Below are 16,126 nucleotides of genomic sequence, written 5' to 3'. Positions count from 1 at the left end.
ACCGGTGGACGACGAGGAGAGACACCGTGAACGACGAGACGAAGCGCCAGTACCTGGTCGTGGCCAACGACGAGGAGCAGTACTCCCTCTGGGAGGCGGGCCGGCCCGTTCCGGCCGGCTGGCACCCGCGGGGCGTGCGGGGCTCCCGCGAGGAGTGCCTGGCCCACATCGAGCGGGTGTGGACCGACATGCGCCCGCTCAGCCTGCGGCTGAGCACGGCCGGCTGACCCGACGACCGACGGACGCGCGCCGCCCGGCGCTCCGCTGCCGTGGAGCGCCGGGCGGCGCGCGTCTCCCCCCCGAGGACCCGAGGAAGGGACCGCAATGAACCCACGAACGTTCTCGCCCTCCTGGCACAGGGCACCGCTGGCGGCCCTCGTCGCCGTCGCCGGCGTGTCCGCGCTGGGGATGGCGGCGACCCTGGTCGCCGTGCCCTGGTTCGTCCTGCACCGCACCGGCAGCGGTACCTGGACCGGCCTGGTCGCGGCGGCCGAGACCGCGGGCCTGCTCTGCTCGGCCGTGCTGGCGGGCCCGGTGGTCGACCGGTTGCCGGCCAGGGCCGTCAGCGCGGGGGCGGACCTGCTGACCGCGGCGGCGCTCGCCCTGATCCCGCTGCTGCACGCTCTGGACGCGCTGGCGCTGCCGGTGCTCGTCGTCCTGGCCTTCGTCGTGGGGGCCGCCCGCGGCCCCGCGGAGACCGCGCGCCAGGTGCTGCTGCCCGCCGCCGTGGAGCGGGCCTCGGTCACGGTGGAGGCGGGCACCGGCGCGGTCGAGGCGGCCCGCAGGATCGGCCTGATGACCGGAGCGCCCCTGGCGGGCCTGCTCATCGCCGTCATGGGCCCGGTGCGCACCCTGTGCACCGACGTGGGCGCGGCCCTGCTGTGCTGCGCGCTGGTGGTGGTCCTGCTGCCGTCCGGGCCGCGACCGGCCGGGCAGGACGGCCGGGGCGGTCAGGACGGTCCGGGCGGGGCCGTCGCGTCGTACCTGGCGGACCTGCGGGCGGGCTGGGCGTACCTGGGCGGCGACCGGCCGGTGCGGGCGGTGGCGACCGTGCTACTGGTGACCAACGCGCTGGACGGCGCGCTCAACGGGGTGCTCTACCCGGCGTACGGGACCCATGTACTGCGCAGCAGCGGGCTGTTCGGGGCGATGGTCACCGCGATCGGGGCGGGCGCCCTCCTCGGGGCGGCCGTGTACGGCCGGATCGGGCGCCGGCTTCCGCGCCGGGCGCTGTTCGTCGGCGGGTTCCTGCTGGTCGGTGCGGTGCGCTGCACTGCGCTGGCCGTCGGACCGCCGCCCTGGGTGCTGCTGCCGCTGCTCGCCCTGACGGGTCTGGGGTCGGGGGTGCTCGCTCCGCTGATGATGTCCGTCGCCTACGAGCGGGTGCCGGAGGCGGTGCGCGGGCGGGTCTTCGGCATGCTCACGGCCTGCGCCCTGGCGGCCACTCCGCTGGGCATGCTGGCGGCGGGCCCGGTGCTGGACGGCTGGGGCGTGACCCGGGCGCTGGTGGCGACCGGCGTGGTCTACCTCGGGGTCACGGTGGCGCCTCTGGTGTTCCCCGTGTGGCGGGAGTTGGACGCGCCACCCTCTCCCCGGGCGCCGAAGGGCGACCGTTATGCGCGAGATATGGAGGTTTGCCACCCCTCACCTTAGGGACAGGCAACTTGATGAGCGGCCGAACGGATCGCCGTGGGGTGGCCGTGGCGGCAGGGTTGGTCCTGCACGACAACGACCGAAGGCCCGGTACGACACAACCGGGCCCGCACACCACCGACTTGCTGGGGGAACAGCATGACGAAGCGTCTCGCACTGACCGTGGCCACCGTAACCGCCGCCTTCGCCGCCGCCCTGACGGGGACCGCGGCGAACGCCCTGTCCGACGGGGCCGACACCCGGGTCACGGCGGGCGACCGCCCCGTGGTGGTCGTCCCGGTGACGACCGACACGACGACGAGCGGCTCGGGTCGCCCGAAGCCCCCGACGGACACCTCCTGGGGCGGCGGCCCGGGGCAGCGAGAGGTCCAGTAGGACGAACGGCCCGGTGAGACGAACGGACCGGTGAAACGCACGGAACGAGGCGCCCTGGTGGACGCCTCGTTCCGTGCGTGAGGGGTGTGGGGGGCGGGGCAGGAAGACGGGGGCGGGGCAGGAAGACCTCCCCTCAGTTCGTCGCCGGCCGCTCCGGCTGCTCCGGCCCGCCGGAGTGGAGCACGACGACCGTCCAGCGGGCGACGGGGGTGGGCTCGGCGGTGCGCGCCCAGCCTTCGGGGACGTACAGCACCTCGCCCGCGCGCAGCCGGTAGCGGAGCGAGGCGTCCCGGCCGTCCTCGCCGGATCCGACGACGCTCCAGGTGGTCGCGCCCGCCATCTGATGGACCAGCAGGTGCCCGTGCGGGACGCCGACCGGGGCCGGGCGGGCGACTAGTCCCGTCGCCGCGGCGATCTGGGCGGCGAGCAGCTCCACGTCCGGCCCCACCGCGTCGTCCGCCGTGTCCTCCGTGTCCTCCGCCTCGTCACCGACGAGCGGATGGTCGTGTTCCGGCCACAGGACCCCGGGAGCGCGCCCGAGGTGGAGGGCGACGAAGAGGGCCACCTCCCGTAGGTGGTCCTCGGCCGGGCCGGCGGGTCCGCCGGTCGGCCGGACCTCGGGATCCCCTTGTGGAAGTCCCGCCGCTGGCCCGTCGACCGGCATGTTCATCCTGCGCCCCTCAATCCGTGCACGGCTCGCCGACGCACCGCGTCCGCCGTGCGTGCCGGATCGCGCGTGCCGCGATCCCGTCGGGGAAGCATCGTTCATCGCACCCGATGCATACCAGCCACGGAAACGCGTTCCCCGAAACCCGTGACACACACGGCCGCCCCGGGCGACGGGAGCGACGGGACACTGGCGGATCGCGGCGGCGCGGGGCGCGGCGGATCAGTCCGCGGCGGCCTCCCCGGCCGGTCCCGCGGCCCCGGGGTCGTCGAGGAGTCCTCGCGTCGCCGCGGCGACCCCTGCCTGGAAGCGACTTCCGGCGCCGAGTTCCTCCATGATGTCGGCGATGTGCCGGCGCGCGGTGCGCAGGGACATGCCGAGCCGCCGCGCGATGGCCTCGTCCTTCAGCCCGGCCGCGAGGAGCCGGATGATCGTCTCGTGGATCTCGCGGGCGACCTCCTCCAGGCCCTGGCCGACGGCGCTGGAGAAGGGGGTGGCGTGGTCCCAGGCCTGCTCGAAGATGTCGCACAGGTAGGCGACGGTGGCGGGCTCGCGGATCACCACGGCGCCCCAACTGCCGTCGGGCACCGGGATGAAGGCGAGTTCGCGGTCGAACGCGATGAGCCGGCCGAAGAGTTCGTGCGCGGTGCGGTACTGCGCGCCGAGCGCGGAGGCGGCGGCGACGTACGCCTGGCTGGGACCGTTGAAGCGGGCGGTGTGGTGGTAGAGGCTGCGGATGGAGATGCCCCGCCTCAGCATGGCCTCGTCCCGGCGCAGCGCCTCCTGCATCGCCTCGGGCACCCGGCTGCCGCCGCCGGGCTGACTGGTGAGGACCTCCAGGCGGCACCGGTCCGAGGCCCGGTTGAGCGCGCCGCGCACGTCCTCGACGTTCTCCAGCACCTCCAGCGCCTCGCCCACGGAGCGGCGCTGGAGGTAGCGGGGCATGAAGCGCCCCAGCTCCTCGCGGATGCCGCTGATCTCCCGCTGGCGCGTGCGGATCTCCTCCTCCAGCGGCGCGGCGAGCCGGGACGCGGCGGTGTCCGGCGCCACCGCGAAGGCCACGGAGTCGTCCTCCGGGCTGCGGTGCAGCAACTGGGCGCCGAGCAGGCGCTCCACGCTGAGCCGGACCTCCCGCGCGGTGCGCCCGGTCCCTTCGGCGACGGCGTCCGCCTCGATCGTGCGGTGCTGGAGCACCCAGCCGTAGACGTCGAGATCTACGTCGTCGAGATCGGACAACGCGTTTGCCCCATTTTGCATGCCTTCACCCCGGGTCGCTTTGCTGCCAGGCACCTTGGTGAGGCGCCCACCCCCTGGCGTCAGCATAAGCAAGCCGAAAGGCTGCTCATGAGCAGCTTCGGCGGCGAGTCGGCTCGCGGAACGCCGCCATGAACACGTGAAGGAGCAGAGTGGATACCGGACTTTCCTCGAAGGAAACCCTGTCGAGAGCGTTTTCAGCCGTAACGGTTCCCGTCGCCGTCCGGGAGTCCGCGCCCGTTCCGCCGGAGTCCGTCATGTCCGGGGACACCCTGTCGGGCCTCGCGCTCTCGCCCCGCGAGCAGGAGGTCCTCGCCCACCTCGCGCAGGGGTGCACGTACCGGATCATCGCCCGCCGCATGGGGCTCAGCCCGCACACGGTCGACACCTACGTGCGCCGGCTGCGTGGCAAGACCGGCCTGGTCAACCGCATCCAACTGGCGCACCTGGCGTTCCGGCTGGGGTACGGTCCCGGCTACTGAACCGGGACCACGGCCCCGTCCTCGGTACCGGCGCCTTCGAAGGTCCGCATGCGCCGCAGGGGCGAGCACAGCAGGATCAGCGGGGTGGCCGTCAGTCCGGCCGTCAGGACCCACAACGCGTCGCGCACGCCCACCAGTTCGCCGAGGGCACCGGCCAGCAGGCCGCTCACCGGCAGCACGCCCCACACCAGGAACCGCATGGTGGCGGTCATCCGGCCGAGCAGGTGCGGCGGACAGACGGTCTGCCGGTAGGCGACCTGGCAGATGTTGTACGTGGTCACGCCCGCCGACTGCACGAGCGCGCCCAGGACGAACAGGCCCGTCCGCCAGCCCGGTCCGGCCAGCGGCAGCAGCAGGCCGAAGGGCATGGCGGCGAGCAGGGACAGCCAGGTCAGGCGGGCCGCGCCCAGCCACCGGGAGAGCCGCTGGGTGACGAGCGCGGCGAGGACGGAGCCGAGCGCGGCCGTGGCGAGGAGCCAGCCGACCGCCGCGGGCGGCAGGCCCACCGTGCGGGTCAGGAACAGCGTCTCCAGGGCGAAGATCCCGCTGAGGAAGAGGTTGACCGAGGCCGTACCGAGCGCGATCACCCGCAGCACGCGGTGGCGCAGGACGTGGTGCAGCCCCTCCTTGATCTCCGGCAGGAGGCCGCCGTGCCCGGAGGGTCGCGGGGCGGGCCGTTCCTCCCGCGCCTCGATGCGGCCCAGCAGGGTCGCGGAGGCGAGGGAGGTGACGGCCTGCCCGGCCAGGGTGCCGACCGGGCCCAGGAGCTGTACGAGGAAGCCCGCCGCGCCCGGGCCGGCCAGTTCCGTTCCCGACCGTACGGTCTCCAGGCGCGAGTTGCCCTCGATCAGGCTCGACCGGCCGACCAGGGAGGGCAGGTAGCTCTGGTCGGCCACGTCGCCGAACAGGCGCGCGCAGCCGAGGAGCAGGGCGACGGCGTACAGCAGCGTCATGGAGCCGGCGTCCAGCAGCCAGGCCACGGGCACGGCGGTGAGCAGCACGGCCCGCGCCAGGTCGGCGGCGATCATGACGTCGCGACGGCGCATCCGGTCGACCCAGGCGCCGGCGGGCAGTCCGAGCAGCAGGAACGCCGCGCTCTCGGCGGCGGCGAGCGCGCCGGCCTGCCACGCCGAGGCGTTCAGGGTGAGCACGGCCGTCAGCGGCAGGGCCACGTACGTGATGCTGCCGCCCAATTCGTCGCACACGTGCGAGGCCATGAAGCGGCGGAAGTCGCGCCGCTGCCGCGGGGTGGGCGCGGCGCCGTCCGGCGGGGAGGGGGCGACCGCGTCGGCGGCGGGATCGGGGGCGGCGGTGGGCTGGGACACGGGGTTCCTTGTCTGCTGGGCGGGCGGCGGCGGGTCCGGCGGGCCGGATCCGCTCAGGGGGCGGGAGGCAGGGCGGGTTCGGGCGGGAACGGGTCGGGCAGGGCGCGCACGTCGAGCTTGCCGCCCGGGGTGCGGGGCAGTGCGGGCAGGACGCACGTCCGGGCCGGGACGAGGTGGCCCGGCACCCGCGCGGCCACGTGCCGCCGCAGCGTCTCTCCGTCCAGGGCCCGCCCGGGGGCGGCGGCGACGTAGGCCACCACCCGCGGCTCGCCCCGGTGCGGCACGGCGCGGGCGACGACGTCCACCACGTCCGGGTGGGCGGCGACGGCCGTCTCGACCTCCTTGAGCTCCACCCGGTGCCCGCGGATCTTGACCTGGTCGTCGGTGCGGCCGAGGAAGCGCAGGGTGCCGTCGGGCGCCCGCCGGACCCGGTCCCCCGTGCGGTACATGCGTTCGCCCGGGGCGGCGAACGGGTCGGCGACGAACCGTTCGGCGGTCAGGGCGGGCCGGCCGTGGTAGCCGCGGGCCAGGCAGGGCCCGGCGAGGTACAGCTCGCCCGCCTCGTCGTCCGCCGCCGGTTCCATCACCCCGTCCAGGACGTAGGCCCGTACGCCGTCGAGGGGCAGTCCGAGCGGGATGACCTCGTCGGCGGAGCCGGTGGGGTCGGTGGAGTCGGCGGAGCCGGTGGAGTCGGCGGGGCCGGTGGGCGGTCCCGGGCGGGTCTCGTGGCAGGTGGCCGTGATCGTCGACTCGGTGAGGCCGTAGGCGCTGGTCACGGGCGGCCCGCCGGCCGCGTACCAGCGGTCCAGGTCCGCGGTGCGGCCCGCGTCGCTGCCGATCACCACGTGGCGCAGGGCGGGTGGCAGCGGCCGGGGGCGGCGCGCGAGGTCCTTGGCCCACTGGGCCCAGTAGGGGGTGGGCAGGTTGACGAGGGTGACGTGCCGTCGGGCGAGGAAGGGCTCCAGTTCGGCGGGCGGGGCCAGGTTGTCGTCGAGGAACACGGCCGTGCCGCCCGTGCACCAGGTCGGCAGGGCCTCCTCCAGCGACACGTCGAAGGCGGGCGCTGCGAACTGCAGCACGCGGTCGGCGGCGGTCAGGCCGTAGCGCGCGGCGAGCGCGCCGGTCTGCCGGGCCAGGCCGGCGTGGCCGACGGCGACCGGTTTGGGCCTGCCGGTCGAGCCGGAGGTGAACAGGACGTAGGCGAGCGAGCCCGGTGCGACGGCGGCCGGTTCCGGGGCGGTCTCCGGGAGGTCGCCCCGGGTGCCGGCCCAGAAGAGTTCCCCGCCGGACCGGCGGCGCAGCGCGGCCGCGGCCGCGTGCCCGGTGACGACCGCGTACCGGGTGCCGGCGGCGTCGAGGAGCGTCCGCAGCCGCTCCTCGGGGGCCGCCGGGTCGACGAGCAGCGGGGCGGCGCCGGCGTACCAGGCGCCCAGGACGGCGACCGCCCAGTCGGCGCCCCGGCCCGTGCCGACGAGCACGGTGTCCTCCGGGCCCGCGCCGGCCGCGCGCAGTTCCCCGGCCACGGCCCGGGCCCGGCGGTCGAACGTGCGGTAGGTCAGCTCGCCCTCGGGGGCGCTGACGGCGGTGGCGTCGGGTGTCTGGGCGGCCTGCCGGGCGATGCGCAGGGGAACCGGGGTGTCGTCGGGGGTCACGGGGTTCTGCCTCCGGGTCGGTGCGGTCGGGCGGGGGTCAGGCACGGTCGCGGGCGCGCGGGCGCAGTGCCGGGCGGGCCGGGGCGGGGGCGGTCGCCGCCGCGAGGCGGGCGGCGACGCCGGCCGGGGTGGGGGTCTCGAAGAGGTCGCGGATGGTCAGGTGGGCGCCGAGTTCGGCGCGCAGCCGTCCGGTCAGCCGGGTGGCGAGGAGGGAGTGGCCGCCGTGGGCGAAGAAGTCGTCGTCGGGTCCGGCGGCGGCGATGCCGAGGACCGCGGCGAAGACGGCGCAGACCGCCTCCTCGGTGGCGTTCGCCGCGGGGCGCCCGGCGGGGCGCGCGAGGTCGGCGGGGTCGGGCAGCGCCTTGCGGTCGATCTTGCCGTTGGTGGTCAGCGGCAGGGCGGGCAGTGCGAACAGCAGCGAGGGCACCATGTGGTTCGGCAGGGCCCGGGCGAGCGCGGCGCGGACGGCGTCGGCGCCGGTCCCGCCGGTGAACCAGCCGACGAGCCGCTGCTGTCCGGCGCCGTCGCGGTCCACGGTGACCACCGCGTCCCCGACGCCCGGCACGGCCCTCAGCGCGGTCTCGACCTCGCCGAGTTCGATGCGGTTGCCGCGGACCTTGACCTGGTGGTCCTGGCGTCCGAGGAAGTCCAGCTGGCCGTCCGCCCGCAGCCGGGCCAGGTCGCCGGTGCGGTACATCCGGGCGCCGGGCTCGCCCGCGAACGGGTCGGGGACGTAGCGCTCGCTGCTGCGGCGGGGCTCGTTGAGGTAGCCGGGCCCCACGCCGGTGCCGGCGATGAAGAGTTCACCGGGCACGCCGGGCGGTACGGGCGCCAGGGAGGGGTCGAGGACGTAGAGCCGGTTGTTGCGCAGCGGCCGGCCGACCGGCAGGCGGCCCTGTTCCAGGAGGCCGTGCACGTCCCGGCCGATGGCGGCGTGGGTGCTGTCGTCCGAGCACTCGGTGAGTCCGTAGGCGTTGACGATCGCCGCCTCCGGGTGGCGGTCGTACCAGCGGACGCACAGGTCCGGCGGCAGGACCTCGCCGTTGACGACGAACCGGCGCAGCGCCGGGAGCGCGGGCTGCCGCGCGCCGGAGTCCCACAGGTCGAGGGCGGCGCGCACGAAGGAGGGGACGGTCTCCATGACGGTGGTGCCGTGCCGGGCGACGGCGGCGAAGAGGGCGTCGGGGTCGCGGGAGGTGTCGCGGGAGACCAGGTGGACGCGGCCGCCGGTGATCAGCGGGGCGAGCATCTGCCACACGGAGATGTCGAAGGTGAGCGGTGCGTTCATCACCACGCGGTCGTCGGCGGTGAGCCTCAGGTCCTCGATCTTGGCGAGCAGGTGGTTGTTCATGCCGCGCCGGTGGACCATGGCGCCCTTGGGGCGGCCGGTGGAGCCGGAGGTGAAGCACACGTAGGCCAGGGCGTCGCGTCCGCCGCCATTACGGGACTGTGGCCCGGACAGGCGGTCCGCGCCGTCGTCGTCGAGCACCAGGACGCGCACGGGGTGCCCGGTGGCCTCGGCGATCTCCTCGGCGCGCTCGCGCTGTTCGGGTGCGGTCAGGAGCCACGGCACTCCCCCGGCGGTGAGCAGCGCGGCGGTGCGCGGGACCGGTCCGTCGGGGTCGAGCGGTACGTAGGCGGCTCCGGCGCCGAGGGCGGCGAGGAACGCGACCGGGGTGCGGGCCGTCGGCTCGCCGAGGACCGCGACGAGGTCGCCGTCCGTCACGCCCTCCGTCCGCAGCCGTCCGGCCAGGGCGTCGGCGCGGGCGACGAGGGCGGCGTAGGTGAGTTCACGTCCCTCCTCGTCGGTCACCGCGACGGCGTCCGGCCGCAGTGCGGCCCGGTGCCGCACGCGGTCCACGACCTCGGCGTACTCCTCGTCGCGGGCGGTGTCGTTGAACTCCACCAGGACGCGGCGCCGTTCGGCCGGTGACAGCAGGTCCACGGCCCCGGCCGGGCGGGACGGGTCGTCGGCGACGGCTTCGAGGAGGCGGACGAGGCGGTCGAGCAGGGCCCGGGCGTCGGCGGTGTCGAAGGCGTCCGGGCGGTGGTCGATCTGCAGGCGCAACCGGTCGCCGGGGATCGCCGTCAGGGTGAGGGGGTAGTGGGCGGCGTCGTGCGGGTCGACGGCGGTGACGCGCAGGTCGCCGGCCGACAGGGCGGCGAGGCCGGCGGCGTCCACGGGGTAGTTCTGGAAGGCCACGCAGGAGTCGAACAGTTCACCGGCGCCGGCGGTGCGCTGGATCTCGGTCAGTCCGAGGTGGTGGTGCTCGATCAGCCGGGCCTGCTCGTCCTGGAGCCGGGTGAACAGCTCGGCCAGGGGCTCGGTGCGGTCGATGCGGACGCGTACCGGCACGGTGTTGATGCACAGGCCCACGATGTCGGCGACGCCCGGCAGTTCGGCGGGGCGTCCGCTGACGACGGCGCCGAAGACCACGTCGTCGGAGCGGAGCCGGTGGGCGAGCAGCAGCGCCCACGAGCCCTGGAGGAGGGTGCCCGGGGTGATCCGGTGGGCGCGGGCGAGGGCGGTCAGCCGGTCGGTGAGGTCGGAGGTGAGGACGGTCTCCACGCGGTGGGGCAGCAGCGCGGAGGGGCCGGAGACTGGTGCGGTGCGGCTGCCGCCGGCCAGCCCCGCCAGGGCCTGTCCCCAGGCGTCGCGGGCCGCGTCCGCGTCACGGGCGCCGAGCCAGTCGAGGAACGAGGTGTACGGGGTGACCGGGGGCAGCGCGGCGCCCTCGGGTCCGGCGTCGTGCAGGGCGAGCAGCTCCCGTACGAGCACGGGCCAGGACCAGCCGTCGAACACGATGTGGTGGTACGTCAGGAGCAGCCGGTGGCTGAGCGGTCCGGTGCGCAGCAGGGTGAGGCGGAGCAGCGGCGGTCGCGCCAGGTCGAAGCGCCGGGCCCGGTCCTCGGCGAGGAGCGCCCGTACGGCGTCGGCCCGTCCTTCCTCGTCCAGTGCGGACAGGTCCCGCTCCTCCCACGGCACCCGCGCGTCGCGCCGGACGACCTGGGCGGGCTCGCCGGAGGCACGGCGCAGGAACCCGGCGCGCAGGACGGCGTGGCGCGCCAGTACGGCGTCGGCGGCCGCGCGCAGCCGTTCGGCGTCCAGCGGGCCGGACAGGTCGAGCAGGAGCTGCGCCACGTAGACGTCGCGCTCGCGCTCGTCGAACAGGGCGTGGAAGAGGATGCCCTCCTGGAGGGGCGAGAGCGGCAGGACGTCCTCGACCTTGGAGGCGGTCGCGGGTCCGGAGGACGGAGGAACGGCCGGGGCGGGGTGGACGGGCGACGGGGCGGACGGGGTACGGCTCACGGTGTTTCCCTGGGGTCGGTGGGGCGGGTGGTGGTGGCGGTCCGGTCAGGCGCGGGCGGCGCGGCGGGCCCGGCGTACGACCGGGGGCTCGTCGGCGGGAGCGGTCCCGGCGGCCGCCACGGCCTCGGCGAGTCCGGCCACCGTGGGTCCCGCGAAGAACGCCCGGACGGTGACGGCGGCGCCGAGCAGGGACCGCACCTCCGCGAGGAGGCGGGTGGCGAGCAGGGAGTGCCCGCCGAGGGCGAAGAAGTCGTCGTGGACGCCGACGCGTTCCACGCCGAGCAGTCGCTCCCACAGGGCGGCGAGCGCGCGTTCGGTGTCGTCGCGCGGCGCCTGGTGGGACCGTTCTCCGGCGGCGGGGCCGGGGGCGGGCAGGGCGGCCGTGTCGATCTTGCCGTTGGGGGTGACCGGGAAGCGGTCGAGCACGGTGACCGTCAGGGGGACCGTCCAGTCGGGCAGTTCGGCCCGCAGGTGGGCGCGCAGGGCGACGGGGTCGGGGCGCCCGCCCTCGGCGGGCACCGCGTAGCCGGCGAGCACGGGTCCCGCGGGGGTCGGCACGACGGTGACCGCGGCCCGGCCGACGTCCGGGTGGCCCGCCAGGACGTTCTCGATCTCGCCCGGTTCGATGCGCATCCCGCGGATCTTGATCTGCCGGTCGGCGCGCCCCAGGTACGCGACGCGGCCGTCCCGCGTCCAGCGGGCGAGGTCGCCGGTGCGGTACATCCGGGTGCCCGGCGGTCCGTACGGGCAGGCGGTGAAGCGTTCGGCGGTGAGTCCGGGCCGCCCCAGGTAGCCCCGGGCCAGTCCGGCACCGGCGACGTACAGCTCGCCGGTGACGCCGGGCGGGACGGGGGCGAGGCGGTCGTCGAGGACGTGCAGCCGGGTGCCGTCCAGGGGGCGTCCGACCGGCACCTGTCCGGCCGGGTCGTCGTCCCCGGGTGCCAGCGGGAAGAGGGCGGCGAAGGTGGTGGTCTCCGTCGGGCCGTACGCGTTGGTCACGGTGGTGTCGGGGCAGTGCGCGCGGACCCGGCGGACGGCGGCCGGGGAGGCGGCCTCGCCGCCGGTCATCACCTCGCGCAGGGTGCCGAGCCGTTCCGGGCAGCGGTCGGCCAGTTCGTTGAAGAGCGTGGCCGTGAGGAAGGTGCCGGTGACCCGCTGGTCGCCGATGAGCCGGGCGAGGCCGGGGACGTCCAGGTCGCCGGGCGGGGCCACGACCACGAGGCCGCCGGTGAGCAGGGGTACCCACAGCTCGTAGGTGGAGGCGTCGAAGGCGTGCGGGGAGCGGAACAGGACGCGGTCGTGGGCCCCGCCGCGCCAGTGCCCGTCCAGGGCGAGGGCGACGACCTCGCGGTGGGCCACGGCGACGCCCTTGGGCGTGCCGGTGGAGCCGGAGGTGTACATCACGTAGGCGAGGTCGTCGGGGTGTCCGGGGGCGACGGGCGCGGTCCCGTCCTGGGCGGGGGTGCCGGCGGTTCCCTCCGCATCGACGTGGAGGACGTGGCGGACGCCGAGGCCGTCGGTGTCCGTGCCCGGGTCGGTGACGAGGACCGCCGCCCCCGCGCCGGACACGACCGCCGCCGAGCGGGCGCGCGGTGCGCGGGCGTCGAGCGGCAGGTAGGCCGCCCCGGCCTTCAGTACGCCGAGGCAGGCGGCGATCAGTTCGACGGAGCGGTCCATGAGGAGGGCGACCGTGTCGCCGGGCCGCACCCCCGCGGCGGCGAGGCGGGCGGCCGTCCGGTCGGCGAGAGCGTCGAGTTCGCCGTAGCGCGCCTCCCGGTCGCCGCAGACGGCCGCGGTGCGCTCGGGGTGGGCGGCGGCCCGCCGCGCGAACAGGGCGTGCACGGTGGTGTCGTGGGGCGCGGCCGGCGCGCCCTGCCAGTCCTCGGTGACGGCGGCGCGCTCGTCGGGCGTCAGCAGGTCGTGCGCGGCGACCGGGGCGACGGGGTCGGCGGCGACCGCGTCGAGGAGGAGGACGAGGCGGTCCAGGAGCCGTCGGGCGGTGTCGTCGTCGAACAGGTCGGTGGCGTATTCGAGGGTGAGCCCGATGCCGGCCGGCCGGCCGGTGGCGTCGGAGCGTTCGTCGACTTCGAGGGTGAGGTCGAACTTGGCCGTGGGGGTGCGCACGGCGTCCGTCCGCGTCCGCAGACCCGGCAGGACGGGCTCGCCGCCCGTGTCCCGGCGGCCGGCGACCGCGATCTGGAAGAGGGGATGGCGGCCGGGCGCGCGGGGCGGGTTGAGCCGTTCCACCAGGGCATCGAAGGGCACGTCCCGGTGGGCGTGGGCGTCCAGGGCGGCGTCGCGGACCCGGTCGAGCAGGCCGGTGAACGCGGGGTCGCCCGAGGTGTCGGCCCGTACCACGACGGTGTCGACGAAGAGGCCCACGAGGTGTTCGAGGGCCTCGTCGTCGCGGCCGTCGACCGGGCAGCCGAGGGCGAGGTCCGTGCCCGCGCCCAGGCGGGTGAGCAGGGCGGCGAACGCGGCCTGGACGGTCATGAAGACGGTGGCGCGCCGGTCGCGGGCGAGGCCGGCGAGGCGGGTGTGCGCGAGGGCGCCGGCCTCGGCGGTGACGACCGCGCCGCGGTGGGTGGCCGTGGCGGGCCGGGGCCGGTCGGTGGGGAGGGTGTGTTCCTCGGGCAGGCCGGCCAGGGCGCGGGCCCGGTGGTCGAGCTGCCGGGCGTGCGCGGAGTCCGGGTCGTCGGGGTCGCCGAGGACGTCGTGCCGCCACAGGGCGTAGTCGGGGTACTGGACGGGCAGTTCGGGCCAGACCGGTTCGCGGCCGGTGAGCCGGGCGGTGTAGGCGGCGGACAGGTCGCGCAGGAGGACGTCCAGGGAGGCGCCGTCGCCCGCGATGTGGTGCAGGACGAGCAGCAGGTGGTGGTCCTGGTCGCCGTCGGTGAACAGGTGGGCGCGCAGCGGCGGTTCGGTCGCCGGGTCGAAGGGCCGCGCCGCGGCCTCCCGGGCGCGGTGCGGGTGCTCGCCGGCGGGGGCGGTGGTGACGGCCGGGCCCGGGGCGGCGCCGGGGCCGAGGACGTGTTGGCGGGGGACGCCGTCCTCGTGGGGGAAGACGGTGCGCAGGGCCTCGTGCCGGTCGGTCACGTCCGCGAGGGCGGCGGTGAGGGCCGCGCGGTCGAGGTCGCCGCGCAGGCGCAGGCCGACCGGGATGTTGTGCAGGCCGCCGGGGTCGCCGTCGCGGCAGAGGAACCACAGGCGGCGCTGGGCGTGGGACAGGGGGATCACGGCAGTTCTCCGAACTGTGCTTCGAAGGCGTCGAGGTCGGCCTGGCCGAGACCGGGCAGGGACACGTCGGACGGGGTGAGTCCGGCGGCGCCGGGCAGCGCCGCGTACCGCACGAGGGCGCGCAGCGCGGCGAACCACTCGTGGGCCAGGGCGTGGGCGCGGTCGTCGGGGCAGGCGTTGCCCGCCCAGGTCCAGGTGGCGCTGAGGGCGGGGCCGTCGGGGCCGTCGTGGGCGGCGGCGTTGACCTCGATCGCGTGGGCCATGGCCAGGCCGTCGTCGGACTCGTCCAGGGCGAGGTCGTGTCCGGGCGCGGCGGCCCAGTCGGCGCCGTCGCCCGTCGGGAAGCGGCCGAGGTAGTTGAAGCCGATCTCGGGGACGCCGAGGGCCGCGAGGGCGGGGCGGGTGCGGCTGTTGCCGTGGCGCAGCAGTCCGTGGCCGATGCCGTGGTCCGGGACCGCCCGCAGGGTCTCCTTGACCGTGCGCAGCACCTCCCCGGCGGCGGGGCCGCCCGACCGGGCGTCGTCGAGGTCGGGCCGGCCGAGGTCGAGGCGGACGGGGTGGACGGTGGTGAACCAGCCGACGGTCCGGGACAGGTCGGGGGCGCCCGCGACGTCCTCGCGGCCGTGGCCCTCGACGTCGACCAGGACGGTGCCGCCGTCCGCCGGGCCGGTCAGCGGGCGCCGCCAGGCGAGGACCGCGAGGGCGAGCCCGGTGAGCAGGACGTCGTTGACCGTGCCGTTGACGACGCCCGGTACGACGGTGAGCAGGGGCCCGGCGACCTCCGGGGGCAGGGTGAGGGTGAGGCGGCGGTCCGCGCTCTCGGGGTCGAGCCGGTCCTGCGGGCAGACCCCGCCGAGGGGTTCGGGGGCGGGGCGCAGGGCCTCGGCCCACCCGGCCGCCTCCGCCATCCGGCGGCCGGAGGCGGCGTCGGCGGCGAGCAGGTCGGCCCAGTGCGCGAACGGCGTCGGCGCGGGTTCGAGGACGGGGTCCTCCCCCGCGGCGAGCCGTGCCCAGCACGCGCGCAGGTCGTCCTGGAGGATGCGCCAGGACACGCCGTCGACCACGAGGTGGTGCACGACGAGGGCCAGCCGGCCCTGCCGGTCCGGGCCGCGGTCGACGTGCACGGCGCGCAGCATGACGCCGTCCGCCGGGGACAGCGACCGGCGGGCGGCCGCGATCCGGCCGGTGGTGAGGGCCGGCAGGTCGGCGTCGGTGGCGCCGGGCGCGTGGACGTGCTCGACGAGGTCGTGCGCGTCGGTGCCGCCCGGCGGCGGGACGAGGCATCCGGCGGCGGCCGCGCCCGCCCCGCCGGGCACCGTGAGCCGCAGCATGTCGTGCGTGTCGAGGAGGGCCCGTACGACGCGGACGGCGTGCTCGGCGCGGAACCCGGCGGGGGTGCGGACGACGAGCGACTGGTGGTAGGTGTCGACGGGCCCGTCGAGCTCGCCGAGCCAGGCCATGATCGGGGTCGCGGTCAGCGGGCCGGTGCGGCGGGGAGGTTCCGCCGGGCCCTCGTCGGTGCCGGGGCCGTCCGCGGGGCGGGCGGTGGTGGCGAGTCCGGCGATGCTCTCGCCGCGCAGGACGTCGCGGGTGGTGAGCAGCAGCCCGGCGGTCCGGGCCCGGCTGACGACCTGGATGGCCTGGATGCTGTCGCCGCCGAGTTCGGTGAAGCCGTGCCCCGCCCCGACGGCGTCGACGGGCAGGCCCAGGACCTGGGCGATCAGGTGCCGGAGGGTGTCCACGGTGGCGTCCGGGGCCCCTCCCCCGGCCGGAGCACGGTCCGCGAGGGCCGCCCCGGCCGCCGGCGCGGGTGACGCGCCGGGGCCGGGCAGCAGGCGTACGGGCTCAGGCACGGGCCGGGTCCTCGGCGAGGGCCGCGACCAGGGACGCGGGCCGCATGTCGGTCCAGTTCCGCTCGACGAAGTCGAGGCAGTCCTGGCGGCCCTCCGGACCGTGGACTGTGGTCCAGCCGGCGGGGACGGTCAGGTCGGCGGGCCACAGCGAGTGCTGGAGCTCGTCGTTGCGGACGACCAGGTAGGCGGCGTCGTCGTTCTCGAAGGGGTTGCTCATGAGGATTCTCCCGGTGGGGTGGAAGGGGGCGCCGGACGGGTCCGTACGGCGCACGGAGGAAGGGGCCCGGGGTCGGCCGGGCCGGTCGGGCTGGTCGGGCT

General features: G+C 76.3%; 12 protein-coding genes. 4 read left to right on the top strand and 8 right to left on the bottom strand.

Features of this window, described 5'->3' with window-relative positions:
* Nucleotides 1-26: 26 nt before the first annotated feature.
* The 3 genes from ACIP5O_RS26150 to ACIP5O_RS26140 all read left to right on the top strand — a co-directional run bounded on the left by ACIP5O_RS26150 (nucleotide 27) and on the right by ACIP5O_RS26140 (nucleotide 2,028).
* Nucleotides 27-227, top strand: coding sequence for an MbtH family NRPS accessory protein (locus tag ACIP5O_RS26150; protein WP_125662063.1), 201 nt, complete (start codon nucleotides 27-29; stop codon nucleotides 225-227).
* A 97-nt stretch (nucleotides 228-324) separates the two neighbouring features.
* Entirely contained in the window at nucleotides 325-1,653 is a 1,329-nt protein-coding gene (locus ACIP5O_RS26145) for an MFS transporter (RefSeq protein ID WP_401297205.1), read from the top strand.
* 138 nt (nucleotides 1,654-1,791) lie between these two features.
* On the top strand, nucleotides 1,792-2,028 hold the full coding sequence (locus ACIP5O_RS26140) for a hypothetical protein (protein ID WP_401297203.1): 237 nt from the start codon (nucleotides 1,792-1,794) through the stop codon (nucleotides 2,026-2,028).
* 133 nt (nucleotides 2,029-2,161) lie between these two features.
* On the opposite strand, the gene ACIP5O_RS26135 is transcribed toward ACIP5O_RS26140, so the two are convergent.
* Together ACIP5O_RS26135 and ACIP5O_RS26130 are read right to left on the bottom strand one after the other, a co-directional pair.
* Complete coding sequence (locus ACIP5O_RS26135; RefSeq protein WP_401297202.1) at nucleotides 2,162-2,698, bottom strand: hypothetical protein; 537 nt, start codon at nucleotides 2,696-2,698, stop codon at nucleotides 2,162-2,164.
* Between the two features lie 219 nt (nucleotides 2,699-2,917).
* On the bottom strand, nucleotides 2,918-3,931 hold the full coding sequence (locus ACIP5O_RS26130; protein WP_401297200.1) for a LuxR C-terminal-related transcriptional regulator: 1,014 nt from the start codon (nucleotides 3,929-3,931) through the stop codon (nucleotides 2,918-2,920).
* A 275-nt stretch (nucleotides 3,932-4,206) separates the two neighbouring features.
* Between ACIP5O_RS26130 and ACIP5O_RS26125 the strand changes: the two genes are divergently transcribed.
* Nucleotides 4,207-4,431, top strand: coding sequence for a helix-turn-helix transcriptional regulator (locus ACIP5O_RS26125; protein WP_356540039.1), 225 nt, complete (start codon nucleotides 4,207-4,209; stop codon nucleotides 4,429-4,431).
* Here the strand turns inward: ACIP5O_RS26125 and ACIP5O_RS26120 are convergent.
* From ACIP5O_RS26120 to ACIP5O_RS26095, 6 genes are read right to left on the bottom strand one after another with little or no spacing between them, the layout of a single operon-like run.
* Nucleotides 4,425-5,756, bottom strand: a complete 1,332-nt coding sequence (locus ACIP5O_RS26120) for an MFS transporter (RefSeq protein ID WP_401297198.1) — start codon at nucleotides 5,754-5,756, stop codon at nucleotides 4,425-4,427. The genes ACIP5O_RS26125 and ACIP5O_RS26120 overlap by 7 nt on opposite strands.
* Nucleotides 5,757-5,809: 53 nt before the next feature.
* Entirely contained in the window at nucleotides 5,810-7,408 is a 1,599-nt protein-coding gene (locus ACIP5O_RS26115) for an amino acid adenylation domain-containing protein (protein WP_401297197.1), read from the bottom strand.
* Between the two features lie 37 nt (nucleotides 7,409-7,445).
* Nucleotides 7,446-10,718 (bottom strand): amino acid adenylation domain-containing protein, encoded by a 3,273-nt coding sequence (locus ACIP5O_RS26110; protein WP_401297196.1) that lies wholly within the window; start codon nucleotides 10,716-10,718, stop codon nucleotides 7,446-7,448.
* Nucleotides 10,719-10,763: 45 nt separating this feature from the next.
* The gene (locus tag ACIP5O_RS26105; RefSeq protein ID WP_401297194.1) at nucleotides 10,764-13,955 is read right to left on the bottom strand and encodes an amino acid adenylation domain-containing protein; all 3,192 of its coding nucleotides are present in this window, start codon (nucleotides 13,953-13,955) and stop codon (nucleotides 10,764-10,766) included.
* On the bottom strand, nucleotides 13,952-15,808 hold the full coding sequence (locus ACIP5O_RS26100; RefSeq protein ID WP_401297192.1) for a condensation domain-containing protein: 1,857 nt from the start codon (nucleotides 15,806-15,808) through the stop codon (nucleotides 13,952-13,954). The genes ACIP5O_RS26105 and ACIP5O_RS26100 overlap by 4 nt, the downstream gene beginning before the upstream one ends.
* Nucleotides 15,801-16,025: an MbtH family protein gene (locus ACIP5O_RS26095; RefSeq protein ID WP_401297190.1), complete on the bottom strand. Its 225-nt coding sequence runs from the start codon at nucleotides 16,023-16,025 to the stop codon at nucleotides 15,801-15,803. Before ACIP5O_RS26095 ends, ACIP5O_RS26100 begins: the two co-directional genes overlap by 8 nt.
* Nucleotides 16,026-16,126: the final 101 nt, after the last annotated feature.

It is taken from the genome of Streptomyces sp. NPDC088915 (assembly GCF_044749825.1).
Lineage (GTDB): Bacteria > Actinomycetota > Actinomycetes > Streptomycetales > Streptomycetaceae > Streptomyces.
Note: the sequence above shows the minus strand (reverse complement) of the source record. Positions and strands in the feature narration are given on the sequence as shown.

What these genes read in the sequence shown, in the direction of transcription:
- ACIP5O_RS26095 (WP_401297190.1), bottom strand. Translation starts at nt 16,025, where the DNA reads ATGAGCAACCCCTTCGAGAACGACGACGCCGCCTACCTGGTCGTCCGC.
- ACIP5O_RS26140 (WP_401297203.1), top strand. Translation starts at nt 1,792, where the DNA reads ATGACGAAGCGTCTCGCACTGACCGTGGCCACCGTAACCGCCGCCTTC.
- ACIP5O_RS26125 (WP_356540039.1), top strand. Translation starts at nt 4,207, where the DNA reads ATGTCCGGGGACACCCTGTCGGGCCTCGCGCTCTCGCCCCGCGAGCAG.
- ACIP5O_RS26135 (WP_401297202.1), bottom strand. Translation starts at nt 2,698, where the DNA reads ATGAACATGCCGGTCGACGGGCCAGCGGCGGGACTTCCACAAGGGGAT.
- ACIP5O_RS26145 (WP_401297205.1), top strand. Translation starts at nt 325, where the DNA reads ATGAACCCACGAACGTTCTCGCCCTCCTGGCACAGGGCACCGCTGGCG.